The following is a 16,207-nucleotide window of genomic DNA, read 5'->3' on the forward strand; positions in this document are numbered from 1 at the left end:
TATACAGCCAACTCTACGGAATCGCTCTACTCCAGATACAGTCAACGGTACAGCCATTTTCAAGGGGAAAATGTACCCAGTAGCGTCTTTTCAATTTTTTCTGAGAAGCCCCATGCAGTAAGGGTTTCGTTGATTTTTTAGCATTTCTGTATGGGGGAAGTCCAGATATATAGCGGTTCTCGCATCTGTGCGGCACACTTAAACCTTTGCTGATTAAGCTGTTCAGGATCGGGAATGTACCTCTTGTGAATCAGAAACGCTATAGCTCAATGTTAAGTGGAGTTAATTTTATGATATCCCCTCAAATTATTGAACTTGAACAAAAGTTACGAAATTTTTCGTTTGAAGATAAAAAATGGTTATTGGAGCAGTTACATCAACAATTAGGATTGAATAATCAAAAAACAAGTAAACAGGTATTAATAGATAGTTGGAATGAAGCTTATAGTGATGGATTGGACGAATCAGAAACTTTAATGTTAGACGGAATACGCCATCATCAACGCCAATTATCTGAGTAAATAAGCTAAACGGCGCTTAACCTGCATGATCCAACAGCTATAACCCTTTTGGAGTCTATATCGGTGATCCGAAGTAAAAGCCGTTTAGCTTATGACGATTTTTCAAGGAGAGATTTATTGGATTGATTTAAGCTGTTGTTGAGACGAGGCAAGGGGCAAGAGGCAACCCCCCCTGCCCCTAGGGTTGATTCATAGTAGGGTTGATTCATGAATCAACCCTACGATTAAGGGGGGAAATCTGATAATTTTTAACGCCTCCCTACTTAAAACAATCGACTAACCCGAATAAATCCCGATTAATCGGACAAAATAAGGCAATTTGCCGATTCAGGGGTCAGAGGACAGAAAAATTGTCAGACAATCGGGAAAAAGTGACGGAGGAAAAATTTTTCCGAACAGGAGTAGCAAAAAAATCCCAGTCCGGGTAAAATTGATTATCGATCGATTGTGTGAGGAGTCCGATCCCCATGACCAATAAACACACAGCAAGGCTGCTGGGCAGTTACCTGCAGCGCCTGCCTGCCCATAGTTGGCTCGTCCTAGTTTTTTGGGCTTTGATTATCGCTCCAGTCCAAGCTGCTGTCGAGTTACGCATTGCCATCAGTAAAGGTGTTAGCGCCGTCTCCGTGGGCAGTTCCACCGATGCTGTGGTGAAAGATGGGGCTGGCAGAGTCCTAGGAGAATTGACCGCCATGAATGCCCTCAATGCTAATCCCAGAGGAAAAGCGGTGGGTTTGGCCGATTGGCAGGCCAGTCAATTGATCATCGAACCGGAGAATGATGGTTACGTCTGGATTAATGATCGCTGGTATCGAGGACGAACAAGGATCATTCGGCAGGGTTCTGGGGTGACAGCCCTAAATTTAGTCGATTTAGAGGAATATCTCTATAGTGTCGTCGGTGCGGAGGCGATTCCCTCCTGGCCGCAAGAGGCCTTAAAAGCCCAATCTGTGGCGGCGCGCACCTATGCTCTCTACCAAATGAATACTTCTGGTAATCGCATCTACGATCTCGATACTACCACCCGCACCCAAGTTTATAAGGGTCTAGAAAGCGAGTTTACTAGCACCCATGAGGCAGTTAATGCCACCGCCGGACAAATTATGAGTTTCAACGGCAAACCGATTCTAGCGGTGTTTCACTCCTCCTCCGGGGGTCATACGGAAAATGTCGAAGATGTTTGGAATTCCCCCTTACCCTACCTGCGCGGTGTCGTCGATTACGATCAAGTCGCCCCGGTATTTCAATGGTCAAAAAACTTTAGTGCCAGGGAATTAGGCCGTTTAATCGGTGGTGTCGGTCGCGTGCGATCGCTATCTCCCGAAAGGATCACTCCCCACGGACGGGTGATTAGAATGCGTATAGTGGGCGATCAAGGCTCTAAATTAATCTCTGATACCCAATTACGGCGAATACTCGAGCTGCGTAGTACCCTATTCACGATTTCAGCTAATAACGGTACTTTTGCCATCAATGGTCGCGGTTTCGGTCATGGGATCGGTTTAAGTCAATGGGGTGCTTTTTCCCTCGCTGACCAAGGGGTGACTTATGATCGCATTCTCAGCCATTATTATCAAAATGCTCGTTTAACTGAAATGCCCAATTAAAAAGGCTGTCAGCCATTTCCAGTGAACAGTGAACAGTAAAGAGTGAACTGATAACAAGGATTGAATCTAAAACCTAATTGGTTAAGCTAAGTAGGGAGGCACAATTATTTGTGGGATGGGTTAGCGGTAGCGTAACATGAGCGGGCGTTGGGTTTCATGTTTCAACCCAACCTACGTTCATCTGATCACTGATAACTGATCAGTGATCACTGATCACTGATAACTGATAACTGATTATGAGATAATGTCTGATCTCACTTGTAATTTTTGACTTGCATGACCATCGTTACCGAAGCCTTAACCGAGTTGGAACCAGTCATAAAAACTACCTTTACCGTCGAGGAAATTCGCCAACTACTGCCCCATCGTTATCCCTTTGCCCTAGTTGATCGGATTATTGACTATGTACCAGGTAAAAAAGCCGTTGGCCTAAAAAATGTCACGATCAACGAGCCTTTTTTCCCCGGTCATATTCCCAACCGTCCCTTGATGCCGGGGGTGTTAATTGTTGAATCCATGGCCCAAGTGGGGGGAGTGATTTTGACCCAATTACCTGGGATGAAAGGGAAATTTTTTGCCTTCGCTGGCATTGATAAAACCCGTTTTCGTCGTCCTGTGGTGCCAGGGGATCAATTGATCATGACGGTGGAATTATTATCCTTCAAGATGAATAAAATTGCTAAAATGCAAGGGGAAGCAAGAGTCGATGGGCAATTGGCCGCTCAGGGCGAAATGATGTTTTCCATCTTTGATTGACCTATGAATTTTGATCGAGATCGTCTCCGACAAGAACTAAATTTATTTGCTATTCTAGGGGCTTTTATCACCAATATTTTCGCTAATATTTTCCCTCTCAACGGCGAAAATATCGGGGCTATCTCGAATACAGTTTTTCAAGATGTCTTAATTATTCCCGCTAATTATGCTTTTGCTATCTGGGGATTAATTTATCTGGGTTTAATTAGTCTGGGAATTTACCAAGCTTTGGCTTTCAATAAAACTGAACCGCGTTTGCGTCGGTTAGGCTACGAATTAGCCATCGCTAGTGCTTGTCAGATTCTCTGGGTAATTCTCTTTCAATTGCGTTTTTTTACCCTGTCTTTATTGACAATGCTAGGCATTTTAATTCCTCTCATCCGGCTTTATCTTCGCTTAGAAATTAATCGCTTGATTGTCAATCGTAAACAGGGTTTATTAGTTAATGCTCCTATTAGTATTTATTTCGCTTGGATTACCGTAGCCACGATTGTCAACGTCGCTTCGGTGTTAGATTGGATCAACTGGCAGCGATGGGGTCTAACAGACCAGATCTGGACGGTAATAATCCTAGTTATCGGGGCGATAATCGCGATTTTAGTCGGTTTAAAAAGAAAAGATCGGGCTTTTATCGGGGTGTTTATCTGGGCTTTTTTGGCGATCGCTGTTAAACAGATTTCTCTGCCTCTAATTGCGATAACAGCGATTATATTAGCGATTACCCTAACTTTTTTGGTTTTTCGTGGCAATTTTCGTCCTCTGAGTCGTTAAGATGCGGGATCACAGCGAATTTCGACGATAAAGCCATCGGGATCGTAGAAGTAAACCCCTCTCCCAGTCGGCCGGGTCACGGGTCCACTAGCAATAGTAATTCCCTGACTTTGTAGCACTTCTAGGGCAAAATCGAAGCATTCCGGGGCAATATCGAAGGCTAAATGATTGGCACGGGTAAAAGCGATTTCGGGATTGTCGTCGGGAGGGTTTAAATCTGGTTCCCAAAATAGGTCAATTACTGTACCATCGGGGGTGATAAAATTGGCCACTTTTCCCTGGGCAACTAATTCTTTTAAGGTACTGGGAATTTTTTCGCCCACTAATTCCTCTAATCCTAATATTTCCCCATAAAAATGACGGGAAACCTCCATATCTTTGACGTTGAAAGCGATATGATGGACTTTTCGCAGTTGACCGATTTTGAGTTTTTTCGCGGTTACGGAAGGACTAATAGTCATTTTAGTTAGGGTTTGCTGAAAAAGTTTGTTGGTGGGGTGTGGGGTGTGGGGAGAACAAATAAAAATAATCTCCTGACGACGGACAACTTAAGAGTTAATTTTTTGCAATAATTGTCGAATGGATTCTGCATCTTGAGCGTTGGGTAGGAGAGCGAGATAGAAGCCTAAATCCTGTTGCGCTTGGCTGAGTTGTCCTATTTGATAGTAAACTAAACCTCGATCGCGCAGCTCTAGGGGATGATTAGGAATGAGCAAAAGTAGCAGATCTATTGTCCGAATTGTCTGAGACCATTGTTGACGATTCAGGTAAATATATTTTAAATTAGTCAACAAACGTAATAAAATTTGCTGATTGGTAGCAATATTGAGAAAATGTTCTTCTAATTTAACTGGCTGTTGATAAACTTGACTTAATCTTTCTTGACAGTCCTGTTTAAATAGGATTTCACCACCGTGAAAGGGATCGACAAAAATTTCCACTTCCTCGAAATCGGGACGGATAATAAAATGCCCAGGCATACCAATTCCTACCATGGGAAAATCGATCTGTTTGGCAATCTCTAAATAGATGATCGAGAGAGTGAGCGGAATACCTGTGCGGCGATCGATTACGTCATTTAAGTAGCTATTGCGGGGGTCATAGTATTCTTGGGTATTACCAGTAAATTGTAAATCTTCAAACAAATATTGATTGATAACCTTGACTATTTTTAAGGGATATAATCTATCTGGTAAACGTTTTTTTACCTCGTCAGCCATTAAATTTATTCTATTTAAATAGTGATCAATCTTGAGACGGGGATATTCAAAATTGGCTATTTGTAGGGCTGCCCGAGCTAGATTTATCTCAGGGTCAGGATGTTGAATTGTTTCGATGAAAGCTTGGTATAAGAGTTCAAGGGTCATTAGAAAAGGGTATTAATCAGATTATCAACTATTTTAACCGATCCTTCTGGTTTTATGGCCTCTCTTTTCTGAATCACCATTAAAGATTCAGTGATTTAGATGAGCTTTCCCTGGAGGAGTAACGAGAAATCTTGTCAAGGTCTAGATTAACCACCGCTTTTTCTAAAGGTATCGTGCGACAATTTTTATTTTGATTCTGCACTTGATAAACTAATTGATTTGTCCAATCTAAAGCAGTTAACCAACCACTTTGAGGATGATAAACCCCAGTTTCAATGTCTAGCCAACCGCTGCCGCAAGCTAGTTGTCCCGGTTTGACATCGGGAAAGGTAAAGGTTAAAGTATGACCTGTGATAATTAGTTTATCCTTGAAATAGGGTTGGGTCATGGTATGAAATTCGTTTCTAATCCAACAAAACTGCTCGTTTGTTTGCTGTTCAAGGGGATATTCTGGTTGTACTCCCGCATGAACTAACCAAATATCTCCTAGGTCTAAATAAGCGGGTAGGGATTGAAACCAATTAATATGCTCGGCGGGTATATTGTTATTATAACTTAGTAGTGTCGCCGCCCCGCCACTCTCAATCCAGCCGTTGAACCATTTTTCAGAAACTTCTTTTCCCGTCAGAGCTTTTAAGAGCATATATTCATGATTTCCTAGGAGACATTGGTAGTTATTTTTGATGACAAAATCCACCACTTCCAAGCTCTGCTGTCCTCGATCGATTAAATCCCCCAGAAAATAAACCTCATCCTCACTATCGGGAGCAACTCGGTTTAATAGTCGCAAAAGTGTCTGAAAACTGCCATGCACATCTCCGATAATAATACGACGCGGTTCTTGAGTCTGTTTCTCTATTTTTTTAAAAAACACACACCCCTCTCTAATTGCTGAGATTGCTACTCTTTTATCGCTAAAAAAGCAGTTTTTATAAGGTCTTAATTTTATTATAGGACAAAGCTTTCCCTCTGACAGTCACTGGTTTTGGGGAACGCCGGAACTGCGGGAGAAAGGCTGTAAGTAGGTGGGTGGAATTAAATATAAGATGAACTTAGGTTGGGTTGAAGCATGAAACCCAACTACCGCATGGGTTACGCTACCGCTAACCCATCCTACAAATAATTGTGCCTCCCTACTTAATTGTTTTGTAAAGTATTTTTGCAATCTCTGGGCAGGGAGCGGACAGGTTATGGTATTATTTTTTTATGATCAGTTTTTATACAATTGGATGTCAGCAACTATCAACTAACGCACAGATTCCCATTGTAGAAAAAAGCATCTCACAAAAATGCTCCCTTGTCAAGCATGATCAAAAAAAAAGTTTTTTTTTGAGATTATAATAAAAAAAAATTAGTTTTCTGCTTCTATGATAACCCTAATTAACGCTAGAATTCCCGCCTATCAGGATCGACAACAAGTAGAAATAAATGCTGCGGGAAAGATCGAGAGAATCACGGAGATGGGGGGAAGGAAAAAAGGGGAAAAGATTATCGATATGGAAGGGGATTGGCTATCGTTGGGAGGAGTAGATTTACAGATCAACGGAGGATTAGGATTAGCATTTCCCGACTTAGAAATAACAGATCTAGAAAAATTAGATAAGATTAGTGATTATCTTGGGAATCAAGGAATTGATGGTTATCTGCCCACCTTAGTAACCACGTCTGTGGAGAAATTTCAAAAATCCCTCTCAGTAATTGCCAAATATATCGAGAAACAGAAACAGGAAAATCGAGCGAGCGCGCAGGTTTTAGGAGTACATTTAGAGGGACCATTTTTAAACTATGAAAAAAGGGGGGCGCATCTGGGACAATATCTTTTAACCCCAAGTATAGAAACAATAGATAAAATTTTTGGGGACTACTTATCGATCGTAAAAATTATCACCCTAGCCCCCGAATTAGATAGTAGCGGTACTGTAATTAAATACCTAAGCGATCGAGGGATTACCGTCAGTTTAGGACATTCGCAAGCGAGTCAAGAAATAGCAAAAGAAGCCTTTTTACAGGGGGCAAAAATGGTTACTCATGCCTTTAATGCCATGCCTCCTTTACACCATCGTCAACCGGGGTTATTAGGGGAAGCAATTATCAATTGCGAGGTGTATTGTGGGTTAATTGCCGATGGTCAACACATCCATCCAACCATGATAGAATTATTACTAAAAGCCAGTAATTATCATCGAGGAATTTTCTTAGTTAGTGATGCTTTAGCGCCGATCGGTTTAGAAGATGGTGTCTATCCTTGGGACGAGAGAGAAATTGAAGTTAAACAGGGAACAGCAAGACTTTTTGACGGTACTTTAGCGGGAACAACCTTACCCTTATTACAAGGAGTAGCCAATTTAGTTAACTGGGGAATATGTGATTTAGAAACGGCGATTCTTTTAGGGACAGAATCCCCCAGAAAAGCGATCGGATTAGCAGGTTTATCGGTGGGACAATCTGCCAACTTTTTGCGCTGGCAATCGGCATCAAATTGGGAAAGATTGGATTTCCTTCAGCATTTTGGACTCTAACTGTTGAATGAGGGTATCAAGATCCACTTCGAGGCGCTCAAAACATTCAGGAGGGGAAAGATCGGGTTGAAAATAAATCAATTTTACCTGACCATCACCGATAGCGACTATAGCCACTTCTTCCCTGGGATTATAGCGATAAATAATCCCAAGCATCTCTTGAATTTTACAATTAACCTTGCGATTTAATTTCTCTAGGGACTCCCTAGAACAACAGACAAAATGAGGCTGAGGTTTAAGATCGATGCCCAGGGTTTCTTGAGCATCTTCTCCCCATTCCGAGAGTAAACCCCACATTAAACCGGCTAATTCCTGTTGATTTTCTTGCACGAATTGATCTAATTGATAGCGCCATTGATTAGCGGGATCATCGGGTATTGCTTGTTCAAATCTCATCATTAGCCTCTTTTCAGTTATCAGTTATCAGTTATCAGTTATCAGTTATCAGTCCTTAATAAGGGGTGTGCCGATCCCCCCTACCCCCCTTGATAAGGGGGGTGCCGATAGGCGGGGGGATCCCCCTTAATAAGGGGGGAAAGCTGACAATTTTTAACACCTACCTACTTAACGACGGTACTCATCACCGCAATCACCGATTAACTGCAATAAATCCCGGGATTTTTGCAAGACATGATCAATTTTTTGATAGTCTTGGGGAGATAATTGAAAATCGAAAATACGGGCATTTTCTTGGATATGTTCAGCAACACCCAAACGCACCCCGATAATTGCTCCAGCTACGGCTTTTTGTTCGAGAACGTAACGCACTGCCACATTAGGAATGGTGACGTGATAGGAATCAGCGATCGCTTTAAGAACGGTTAATAATTCTTGGAATAATTGCCAGTTTCCCCAAGCATTGATCATGTTTTTATATTTCCGTAAACTAGCGGTATTGAGACTCATGGGATTGGGTTCAGGATGACCGAGATATTTTGCCCCTAATAAGCCTCCTGCTAGAGTACCATAGGCGAGTAGATAGATGTTATGTTCTTGGCAAAATTGTGCCATTTTGACGAGGGGACGGCGATCGATTAGAGAAAACTGGACTTGATTGGAGACTATTTTAATCCCGGTGCTGAGAATAATTTTTAAATGTTCCGTGTCGAAATTAGTCAAGGCTAGGTGTTTAATTTTGCCTTCCTGTTGTAATTCTCCTAAAAAATATAAGGCATCTAGATAATTTTTATCGCGATAATCCCACCAGTGAAACTGCAATAAATCGAGACTATCCACATCCATACGACGTAGGGAAATAGCGATATTTTTTGCGACTATTTCCTTAGTCATTTTACCCGGACGGGGAACCCATTTAGTGAAAGCTTGCAGATTATTTAAGGCATCAATGCCCCTTTGGGCGACTAATTGACGACGAAATTCACCGATAAAATCTTCGGCCGGACCGTAATGATCGGCCAGATCCCAAGTGGTGAAACCGGCATCTAGATAGGAGAACATACTAGGGATCGCTTTTTGGGGTGCGATCGAACCATGGGCTCCTGAAACTTGCCACATTCCGTTCAAAATACGACAAATTTCCAGATCGGGGGTAAACTGTAAGCGACGAGATTCGGACATGAGAGCTTTTCAGTGTTGCCAAAGGCACGGCGTAGCCGTCCAGTAAACAGTAAACAGTAATCAGTGAAAAGACAGCAGAAAACTGCCATTGAATACTGCTCACTTAATATTCTATTCTCCTACTGACCACTAATCACCGATTACTGATTCAAGACAGATCGATCGTCCTTGTCCGGAAAAAAGCGGTAAAGGGGAAGACTTTCGGAAAAATCTCCCCCTTTTTGGGTTTCTGCTGCTCAATTTTTGCTGGGTTAATATTCCACTTCCAATCGCGCTGCGGTGACAGCATCAAAAGCGAAAGCGAGAACTATAGGCATGGGACAAGCGAGGGTGATACAGAGAATTAAAGCTGTCAGAGTCAATCCGATCGCCACTCCTAACCAAAGTTTTTCGGCAGGGGATAGACCTTTTTGGCGCTTAATGTTTTGTAACACTTTGGTGGGAATTGGTTCTGGCATCACGGCATTGGGAGGGAATGCCCAATAATTACTGTAGCGTTCGAGAAATAGCTCTGTCCAGCCGTTTTCTTGACACCATTCTTGAATCCATGGTTCGTGAAAGTGTTTCATTGCTTCCCTGTTGACTTTTTCCGGTGATTACTATAAACATCTCCTGATGTGAATTTCATCCTAGCAAAGCTATCTTAAGGGTCGATCGGATTCAATAAAACTTAATATATGAGTAGTCGGTGAAAAGTAAAGTTAACGGTGAGGTAAGGAGTCAGGAGTCAGGAGTCAGGAGTCAGGAGTCAGGAGACTCCGAGATAGGAGATAGGAGATAGGAGACTCCGAGACAGGAGATAGGAGACAGGAGATAGGGGATAGGAGACAGGAGATAGGGGATAGGAGACTCCGAGACAGGGATCAGCTTGGGGATTGGGTGTGAGGGAATAGGGAAATAATTGTTAAAAAATTTCGGTTCTCGATTCGGTACAGATTGCCTGTAATTTTTGGTCCCAAGTATCGAGGGGAAGGGTATCGAGATAGGCAAAGTCAAAGACAATCCCGATCGAGGGGATAGCTTGCCATTCGGGGGAATGTAAGAGACGATCAAAATAACCTCCCCCGTAACCTAAGCGATAACCTTGGCGATCGCAAGCGACGGCGGGAATTAATAGTAAGTCCACTTCAGCCGGTAAAATGAGAGGAGCGATCGCTGTTGGTTCGTAGATGCCATAACGATTTAATTCTAGGGGATCGTCGGCAGTCCAACAGTGCCAAGTCAGGCTATCTCCGTCACAACGGGGAAAACCCCAGCGATGGTGTTGACAAAATAAGGAACTTAAATCCGGCTCTTGACGATAACTGAAGTAAGCGAGAATGGTTTTAGCGTGCTGAAAGAGGGGTAAAGATTGTAAATTTTTGCAAAGTTGCTGACTATTTTCTTGCCAAATATGCTTAGGAAGCGCTCGTCTTTGGGCAATTAGTTGTTTGCGTAATTGGGCTTTTTTGGTAGCAGAATCCATAAAATAAAGATAAATATTTCTGTAGTCACAAGATGCTAAATCTATTTAACTCGCTTTTTGGGCGTTATAACGAGAATATCAAGGCCAATGTGGAAATTTATACTTGGGCAACTTGTCCCTACTGTATTCGGACTAAATGGTTGCTGGGTTGGAAAGGGGTAAAATACACCGAATACAAGATTGATGGGGATGAAAGCGCTCGTCAAGCCATGGCCGAACGGTCCAACGGTAAACGCAGTGTACCACAGATTTTTATTAATAATGAACATATCGGTGGTTGTGATGATTTGTATGCTTTGGATGGTCAGAAAAAATTAGATAATTTACTGGCTAAATGTGGGACTATCTAAAGTCTATTGATGAAAAAGCCTATGAGAAACATCGGCAATGGATGCAGTTAGCTTTAAATTTAGCGGCAACTGCGGGAAACCGGGGTGATGTACCTGTGGGAGCGGTTATCGTGGATAAACAGGGACATTTAATCGCTCAAGGGGCTAATTGCAAGGAAAAACACCATGATCCCACCGCTCACGCCGAAATTCTGGCGATTCGTGCCGCTAGTCAAGTGTTAGGCAATTGGCACTTAAATGATTGTACCCTCTACGTCACCCTCGAACCCTGTCCCATGTGTGCCGGGGCAATCATTCAGGCTAGATTAGGATTATTAGTGTACGGTGCTGACGATCCCAAAACAGGAGTTATCCGCACTGTGGCTAATTTTATTGATAGTCCTTTTTCTAACCATCGTTTACCGGTAATCGCGGGAATTTTAGCCAAGGAATCCGGGGAATTATTACAAACATGGTTTGAGAAAAAAAGATGAGAGACATTCCTCGAATTACTGACAGCAATTCTGTCAGTAATTCCCCGACAATTACTTTCCTACCATATCACCGTTCCCTGGGGTTGAGACGTGGGGCAACCTCGTAATTTAGGCAAGAGTGTGACTGTTGAACTGTTGAATAAGGTTAATTAAGTTGATTGAAAACACTTGAGTCAAAAATGAATGACAGTCTTTTTAGGTTTATGATAACATTACTTTATCGGTCAGTTGACATAGATACACCATCTAAAGATACCGTAAATATACGGTAGATAACGATCAACACACTGTCGTAGTCTAAAATTATGAATCCAGTGAGTTTCTCAACTTGTATTTTATGATATATACTCTAAATATAGCGCACCTACATGAAATGTAAACCCCCTCCGTTTGCCGTCTTGCGACACCTGACTTCTAGAGCCTAGCCGTTCACAAATCAACTAGGCGCACTATATATATATTTTTTATGTTAGGATAACTCACAAATGTATGGTATAAAATAAGATTTATCTGTGTGCTGTAAATTAGAGTGTTTTTACAATATTTAATGGAAGCAACAAAACAATAAATGCACTATGCAACTTACTAACTTTATCTCTAATAAGTCGGATCGATCACAAGCTAAAAAATGGCTCAAAACCCTTACATTAGCCTGTTCCTATGCTGGATTATCAGGGAAAAAATCGCTTTGGGATCTAGCTGACTTAGCTTGTAAAGTTGAAACTGAATGGGGAAATCATCCCAATTACCATTTTAAAGCACTGTCTGATGCTTGTGGTATTTCTGAGTCACGATTACAGTTATTAGCGAGAACAGCTAAATTTTATCCCCCAAAAGAACGTTTTCATCAGCTTAGTGTAAGCCATCATATAGAAGCAATGCGAAAAGCTCCTACTGAGGCTCACTACTGGCTCAATCAAGCATTAGAAAAGAAATGGAATAGTACAGATATACGTTTAGCTATTACAGGTAATGGTGATCCTCAAAAATTTTCGTGGTTGAGATGTGGAACATTTTGGTACTTTTCTCATTGCGATCCTCGATTTGGAATTAAATACCCTGGGCGTATTCCGGGGCAAATAGCAGCTAATTTAATTCATTATTTTACTGAACCTGATGATCTTGTGGTAGATTTAATGGCCGGAGGTGGTTCAACTTTAGACGCTGCTCAATTCTTAGATAGACGATGTTTAGCTTATGATTTAGCGTCTGTTCGTTCTGATATTTTAATTAATGATGCTCTTTTAGGTGTTCCAGAAGAAGCTCATGGAGCGAAATTAATTTTTTTAGATCCTCCCTATGGTGCGATTGCCAAAAATTTATACAGTAAACATCCTCACTGTTTATCTCAAATGAATGAAACGGAGTTTATTAACGCTTTAGTTACGATTGGTGATCACTGTCGGCAAGCACTATCACCTGATGGTTATTTGTCCATTTTGATCCAGAATGTTTATGATTGGGAAAATCACACAATCTTTAAGGTTGTTTCTAGTTTTCTTGATAATAATTGGAATTTAGTGAGTCGAATTCAGGCTCCTATTTCTAATCAACAAATTTCATCTAGTGTAATGAAATGGGCGAGAGAAAACCGTAAAATGGTTAATACAGATCGCGATCTTTTAGTTTTTCAAATGAATAAATTAGTTTAGAGGTTATGTTTTATGAATAATCACGGCTTTAACGGTGAATCACTTTACGTTCTCCCTGACTCCGAGAAAGGTGACAAGAGCCTTAAAATTTGTATTGATTTTGATGCTACTTCTCCACAACCAAAGTTTAAACGCAATGATTACGTTTTAATTTCTCAATCAGAACAACATCAGTGGGTTGGACAAATTGCTGATGTTGAGAGAATTATTTCTCCAATGGGACAATACTCAGACAATACTATTGAATATCTCCGAAGACAAGTTTTATCTCCTGATACAGTTCGTCCACTAAGAGTTGTTAGACTGTTTGAAATTCGGATAATTGGTCAATACTTCGACAATCAACTAGATGTACCATTAAATAACATTTTGCCTGGAGCAATAGTAAGCAAATTAGATGAGGAGCGAATTCGCAATTTAATTAATATTCCTCGGTTAACAACCTATCAAGATAATTCTCAAAATGTTGTCGGGATTATTCAAAATGCTGAAAATATACCATTAACAATAGATTCCCTAATCATTAGAGATCATATTGGAGTAGGAGGTGCATCGGGACAAGGAAAGTCAAATTTGAATGAAAATTTAGTCGCAATCGCACAAAAAGAAGGATGCTGCGTAATTCAGCATGACGCTAAACCAGATTTTCGCTATATTGAAAAAGCAAATACAGACTCTCATCCTGCTATACAAACAAATTGGGAAATATATCAAAAATACGGGCTAAAGGCTGAAGGTGCAAGAGAAGTATTTAGAATTGCGATCGCCAATCATCTTCCTTCTGATGATGTACGAGTAGATATGATTTTAGGTTTTAATGCTTCTGATTTGAATCCCGAACTTTTAGCCCAACTATTATGTCCCGGCACTGATACAGCTTCTATCAATGCTCAGGATAATTTAGTTAAAGCAATCTATGGTTTAAAGAAAAAAGAATATAAACTTGATGACATAACTTCAGAAATTGAACGACGAAGGGCAGACGATGAAACCGCTCAAAGAAATTATCAATCTGCTGACTTAATACACCCTATGACTGTTGAATCTATTCTCAGAAAAATTAAGAGCAATAAAAAGAGATTAGACTGGTTAGATACTGTTGGTCTATCTGTGAGTAGAAAAGAACCTCAAAAAAGCAAGCATTTAGCTAGTAGCACTCAACACCAAACAATACAAACCTTTATTGCTAAAGATATTTTTAAAGAAGGAAGAATTGTTGTTATTGACTATGGAGATATTTCTCAAGATGATGAGAACTCTTATGCAATTATCTTAGAATATATTTTGCGACAAGCTCATCATCATGTTTTAACCTCTGATCTAAACATTGTGGAAATGATTGATGAGGCTCATCGTGTTTTTAATAATACATCTCGTCGAGCTAGTGCATTAATTAAATCTTTTACAAAGTTTGCTCGTGAAGGTCGTGTAAAAGGTCATTGGATGATTGTTAGCACTCAATTATTTAGTGATATTGATTCAGAAGTCAGAGAAAACTTAAATACAAGATTTGTTTTAAGGCAAAACACAAGAGATGCGGCTAAGATTGCAACAGAAAATATGGGGGTTGACTTTATTGATTCAGTGTTAAGTCTTGGTAAGGGTAAATGTTTAGTCAAAACCAATGAATCTCAAGCTGTCCTTCAAGTAGCAATCGCTCCTAGTCCCTTTGAATTAATGAGAAATGATAACCGTGATGCAAAAGGATCTTACAAAAAACCTAAAGTTGTTAAGGAAAATCAACAGAATAAACCAACAAATAACACAACCAATGGAGCAAAGCAAACACCAACACAATTCCCAACTAAAGTCAACAGTACAGACATAACTAATCCCAATTCTCAAACAGAAGATGATATTCCCTTTTGAGTTAACTTAGCCAGACAACTATTCAATTCATAAATTACCTTAAGGAGAAAAAAATGAATTTCTCGGAAATGCTTGAAGATACAAAACAAGTTAGCTATGATGACTTTATCATAGACAGTGGTGGAATTGCTGATGATATTATTGAAATGTTTACAAACTCTTTAGCAATCGAAGTCAAGAAAGTGTATGAAAATGATATTCTAGAGTTACAAAATAAAAAAACCATTAGAGGAACTAATTTGGGACTTAGAAAACTTAATTTTGGGGACATATCTCAAGCATCTGAAGTTTTATCTGGTCAGGTTGCAGCAGTTGATGGAACATTTGCTTTACCTCGTCAAGACTATTCAACGGGATCGGCTCTCTGTGTAGCAATTGGTAGTGCTTCAATGACGAGAATCTTACAAGATAGTTTACACTATTGGTCTAGTAGCAAAGCCTTAAGAAATGCTCAGGATATTGATGATTTTTTAGACCTTATAGAAGAACATATTTATAAGCCGAATAATACTGCATTTATGCGTTATTTTGAGGCAGAACACGCTATCAAAATTGATGAGAATTTTATTTTCTTTGATGGGTTACTCTGTGACGAATGGTTAGCAAATACAAAAGAAGGTTCCGAAATATATAGACAACTTTTAGAGCATCCAACTAAAAAATATATAGGTGTGATTAAAAATTGTAAAAAAAATTTAATATTTTCACAATATGCTCGTGCTTGTCCATCTGGTTCAATTTTATTAATAGAAACCTTACATGATCATATAAGCAGACGTGAAACAGAAACTAGATTTTCACTTCAGTCTAGTAAGCAGCAAGTCCGCTACTTTTGGCAAGAACTTTCTCCTCGGATTATTAGAGGTGTTTTTAAACCATATAAACGAGCATTTGGCTTTGAAGTCTTAGAAGATCATCTAGATGATATGCTTCGCCTTTTAGCAGCAGATGCTCACATGAGTCAGGAAGGACATGAAATTCCTTATTTGTTGAATCTAGTCGATGGTGAAATTAGAAGAATGTTCAAACGCCACAAACTCTTAAGTGATATTGCACTCAAAATGAATCAAACCTCTGACTCTATTTATCAAGAAGAATGGGATGAACACGCATTTCGTCCACAGCAAGTGTAGAATTTATGGTTCTTCGGTTTTTGTTATGCAATGGACGGGGGTTATAAGGGATGGAACCCTTATATAGAAAGGCATTTGGCGATTTTTGTCAATTATTTTTGATCTAGAGCGAACTAATCAATTAAGTCTCTTGCCAGATAAGGATT

General features: G+C 40.2%; 17 protein-coding genes. 10 read left to right on the forward strand and 7 right to left on the reverse strand.

All coding sequences use genetic code 11. The features are described 5' to 3' along the window. Positions 1-290: 290 nt before the first annotated feature. From O9290_RS10210 to O9290_RS10225, 4 genes are all read left to right on the forward strand, one after another. The gene (locus O9290_RS10210; protein WP_288055327.1) at positions 291-521 is read left to right on the forward strand and encodes a hypothetical protein; all 231 of its coding nucleotides are present in this window, start codon (positions 291-293) and stop codon (positions 519-521) included. Between the two features lie 467 nt (positions 522-988). Next, complete coding sequence (locus O9290_RS10215) at positions 989-2,128, forward strand: SpoIID/LytB domain-containing protein (RefSeq protein WP_002762368.1); 1,140 nt, start codon at positions 989-991, stop codon at positions 2,126-2,128. A 276-nt stretch (positions 2,129-2,404) separates the two neighbouring features. Continuing rightward, the gene (gene fabZ, locus O9290_RS10220; RefSeq protein WP_002762366.1) at positions 2,405-2,884 is read left to right on the forward strand and encodes a 3-hydroxyacyl-ACP dehydratase FabZ; all 480 of its coding nucleotides are present in this window, start codon (positions 2,405-2,407) and stop codon (positions 2,882-2,884) included. A 3-nt stretch (positions 2,885-2,887) separates the two neighbouring features. Then, positions 2,888-3,655, forward strand: a complete 768-nt coding sequence (locus O9290_RS10225; protein WP_002762364.1) for a TspO-related membrane protein — start codon at positions 2,888-2,890, stop codon at positions 3,653-3,655. On the opposite strand, the gene O9290_RS10230 is transcribed toward O9290_RS10225, so the two are convergent. The 3 genes from O9290_RS10230 to O9290_RS10240 form a co-directional block, all read right to left on the reverse strand. Further along, a complete protein-coding gene (locus tag O9290_RS10230) occupies positions 3,652-4,116 on the reverse strand; it encodes a VOC family protein (RefSeq protein ID WP_288058546.1) in 465 nt (154 codons plus the stop codon). The two genes, O9290_RS10225 and O9290_RS10230, sit on opposite strands and share 4 nt — an antisense overlap. 87 nt (positions 4,117-4,203) lie before the next feature. Continuing rightward, the gene (locus tag O9290_RS10235; protein WP_002762361.1) at positions 4,204-5,022 is read right to left on the reverse strand and encodes a SirB1 family protein; all 819 of its coding nucleotides are present in this window, start codon (positions 5,020-5,022) and stop codon (positions 4,204-4,206) included. 79 nt (positions 5,023-5,101) lie between these two features. Continuing rightward, positions 5,102-5,896 carry a metallophosphoesterase family protein gene (locus O9290_RS10240; protein ID WP_288058544.1) on the reverse strand — a complete coding sequence of 265 codons (795 nt, stop codon included), beginning with the start codon at positions 5,894-5,896 and terminating at the stop codon, positions 5,102-5,104. Positions 5,897-6,389: 493 nt separating this feature from the next. Between O9290_RS10240 and nagA the strand changes: the two genes are divergently transcribed. After that, on the forward strand, positions 6,390-7,541 hold the full coding sequence (gene nagA / locus O9290_RS10245; RefSeq protein WP_288058542.1) for an N-acetylglucosamine-6-phosphate deacetylase: 1,152 nt from the start codon (positions 6,390-6,392) through the stop codon (positions 7,539-7,541). On the opposite strand, the gene ccmS is transcribed toward nagA, so the two are convergent. The 4 genes from ccmS to O9290_RS10265 form a co-directional block, all read right to left on the reverse strand. Next, positions 7,497-7,937, reverse strand: coding sequence for a beta-carboxysome assembly chaperone CcmS (gene ccmS / locus O9290_RS10250; RefSeq protein ID WP_288058540.1), 441 nt, complete (start codon positions 7,935-7,937; stop codon positions 7,497-7,499). The two genes, nagA and ccmS, sit on opposite strands and share 45 nt — an antisense overlap. 168 nt (positions 7,938-8,105) lie before the next feature. Next, complete coding sequence (locus O9290_RS10255; RefSeq protein ID WP_012268030.1) at positions 8,106-9,119, reverse strand: aldo/keto reductase; 1,014 nt, start codon at positions 9,117-9,119, stop codon at positions 8,106-8,108. Between the two features lie 251 nt (positions 9,120-9,370). Next, positions 9,371-9,688, reverse strand: a complete 318-nt coding sequence (locus tag O9290_RS10260; protein ID WP_002762345.1) for a slr1957 family protein — start codon at positions 9,686-9,688, stop codon at positions 9,371-9,373. Positions 9,689-10,023: 335 nt separating this feature from the next. Then, complete coding sequence (locus O9290_RS10265; RefSeq protein ID WP_002762343.1) at positions 10,024-10,584, reverse strand: 5-formyltetrahydrofolate cyclo-ligase; 561 nt, start codon at positions 10,582-10,584, stop codon at positions 10,024-10,026. A 32-nt stretch (positions 10,585-10,616) separates the two neighbouring features. Here O9290_RS10265 and grxC point away from each other — a divergent pair, with 32 nt between their 5' ends. The 5 genes from grxC to O9290_RS10290 all read left to right on the forward strand — a co-directional run bounded on the left by grxC (position 10,617) and on the right by O9290_RS10290 (position 16,061). Beyond that, a complete protein-coding gene (gene grxC, locus O9290_RS10270; protein ID WP_288058538.1) occupies positions 10,617-10,934 on the forward strand; it encodes a glutaredoxin 3 in 318 nt (105 codons plus the stop codon). Beyond that, entirely contained in the window at positions 10,919-11,407 is a 489-nt protein-coding gene (gene tadA, locus O9290_RS10275; RefSeq protein WP_147069172.1) for a tRNA adenosine(34) deaminase TadA, read from the forward strand. Before grxC ends, tadA begins: the two co-directional genes overlap by 16 nt. Positions 11,408-11,982: 575 nt before the next feature. Then, positions 11,983-13,059, forward strand: a complete 1,077-nt coding sequence (locus O9290_RS10280) for a DNA methyltransferase (protein ID WP_288058535.1) — start codon at positions 11,983-11,985, stop codon at positions 13,057-13,059. 12 nt (positions 13,060-13,071) lie between these two features. Next, positions 13,072-14,928: an ATP-binding protein gene (locus O9290_RS10285; protein ID WP_288058533.1), complete on the forward strand. Its 1,857-nt coding sequence runs from the start codon at positions 13,072-13,074 to the stop codon at positions 14,926-14,928. 53 nt (positions 14,929-14,981) lie between these two features. Further along, complete coding sequence (locus tag O9290_RS10290) at positions 14,982-16,061, forward strand: hypothetical protein (RefSeq protein ID WP_288058531.1); 1,080 nt, start codon at positions 14,982-14,984, stop codon at positions 16,059-16,061. Positions 16,062-16,207: the final 146 nt, after the last annotated feature.

This window comes from Microcystis sp. LE19-41.2A (assembly GCF_027530405.1).
GTDB lineage: Bacteria > Cyanobacteriota > Cyanobacteriia > Cyanobacteriales > Microcystaceae > Microcystis > Microcystis aeruginosa.

Coding starts and splice junctions, on each gene's coding strand:
- O9290_RS10230 (WP_288058546.1), bottom strand. CDS start 4,116: ATGACTATTAGTCCTTCCGTAACCGCGAAAAAACTCAAAATCGGTCAA.
- fabZ (WP_002762366.1), top strand. CDS start 2,405: ATGACCATCGTTACCGAAGCCTTAACCGAGTTGGAACCAGTCATAAAA.
- O9290_RS10215 (WP_002762368.1), top strand. CDS start 989: ATGACCAATAAACACACAGCAAGGCTGCTGGGCAGTTACCTGCAGCGC.
- O9290_RS10235 (WP_002762361.1), bottom strand. CDS start 5,022: ATGACCCTTGAACTCTTATACCAAGCTTTCATCGAAACAATTCAACAT.
- O9290_RS10210 (WP_288055327.1), top strand. CDS start 291: ATGATATCCCCTCAAATTATTGAACTTGAACAAAAGTTACGAAATTTT.
- O9290_RS10255 (WP_012268030.1), bottom strand. CDS start 9,119: ATGTCCGAATCTCGTCGCTTACAGTTTACCCCCGATCTGGAAATTTGT.
- O9290_RS10280 (WP_288058535.1), top strand. CDS start 11,983: ATGCAACTTACTAACTTTATCTCTAATAAGTCGGATCGATCACAAGCT.
- O9290_RS10290 (WP_288058531.1), top strand. CDS start 14,982: ATGAATTTCTCGGAAATGCTTGAAGATACAAAACAAGTTAGCTATGAT.
- O9290_RS10260 (WP_002762345.1), bottom strand. CDS start 9,688: ATGAAACACTTTCACGAACCATGGATTCAAGAATGGTGTCAAGAAAAC.
- O9290_RS10285 (WP_288058533.1), top strand. CDS start 13,072: ATGAATAATCACGGCTTTAACGGTGAATCACTTTACGTTCTCCCTGAC.
- nagA (WP_288058542.1), top strand. CDS start 6,390: ATGATAACCCTAATTAACGCTAGAATTCCCGCCTATCAGGATCGACAA.
- O9290_RS10265 (WP_002762343.1), bottom strand. CDS start 10,584: ATGGATTCTGCTACCAAAAAAGCCCAATTACGCAAACAACTAATTGCC.
- ccmS (WP_288058540.1), bottom strand. CDS start 7,937: ATGAGATTTGAACAAGCAATACCCGATGATCCCGCTAATCAATGGCGC.
- O9290_RS10225 (WP_002762364.1), top strand. CDS start 2,888: ATGAATTTTGATCGAGATCGTCTCCGACAAGAACTAAATTTATTTGCT.
- tadA (WP_147069172.1), top strand. CDS start 10,919: ATGTGGGACTATCTAAAGTCTATTGATGAAAAAGCCTATGAGAAACAT.
- grxC (WP_288058538.1), top strand. CDS start 10,617: ATGCTAAATCTATTTAACTCGCTTTTTGGGCGTTATAACGAGAATATC.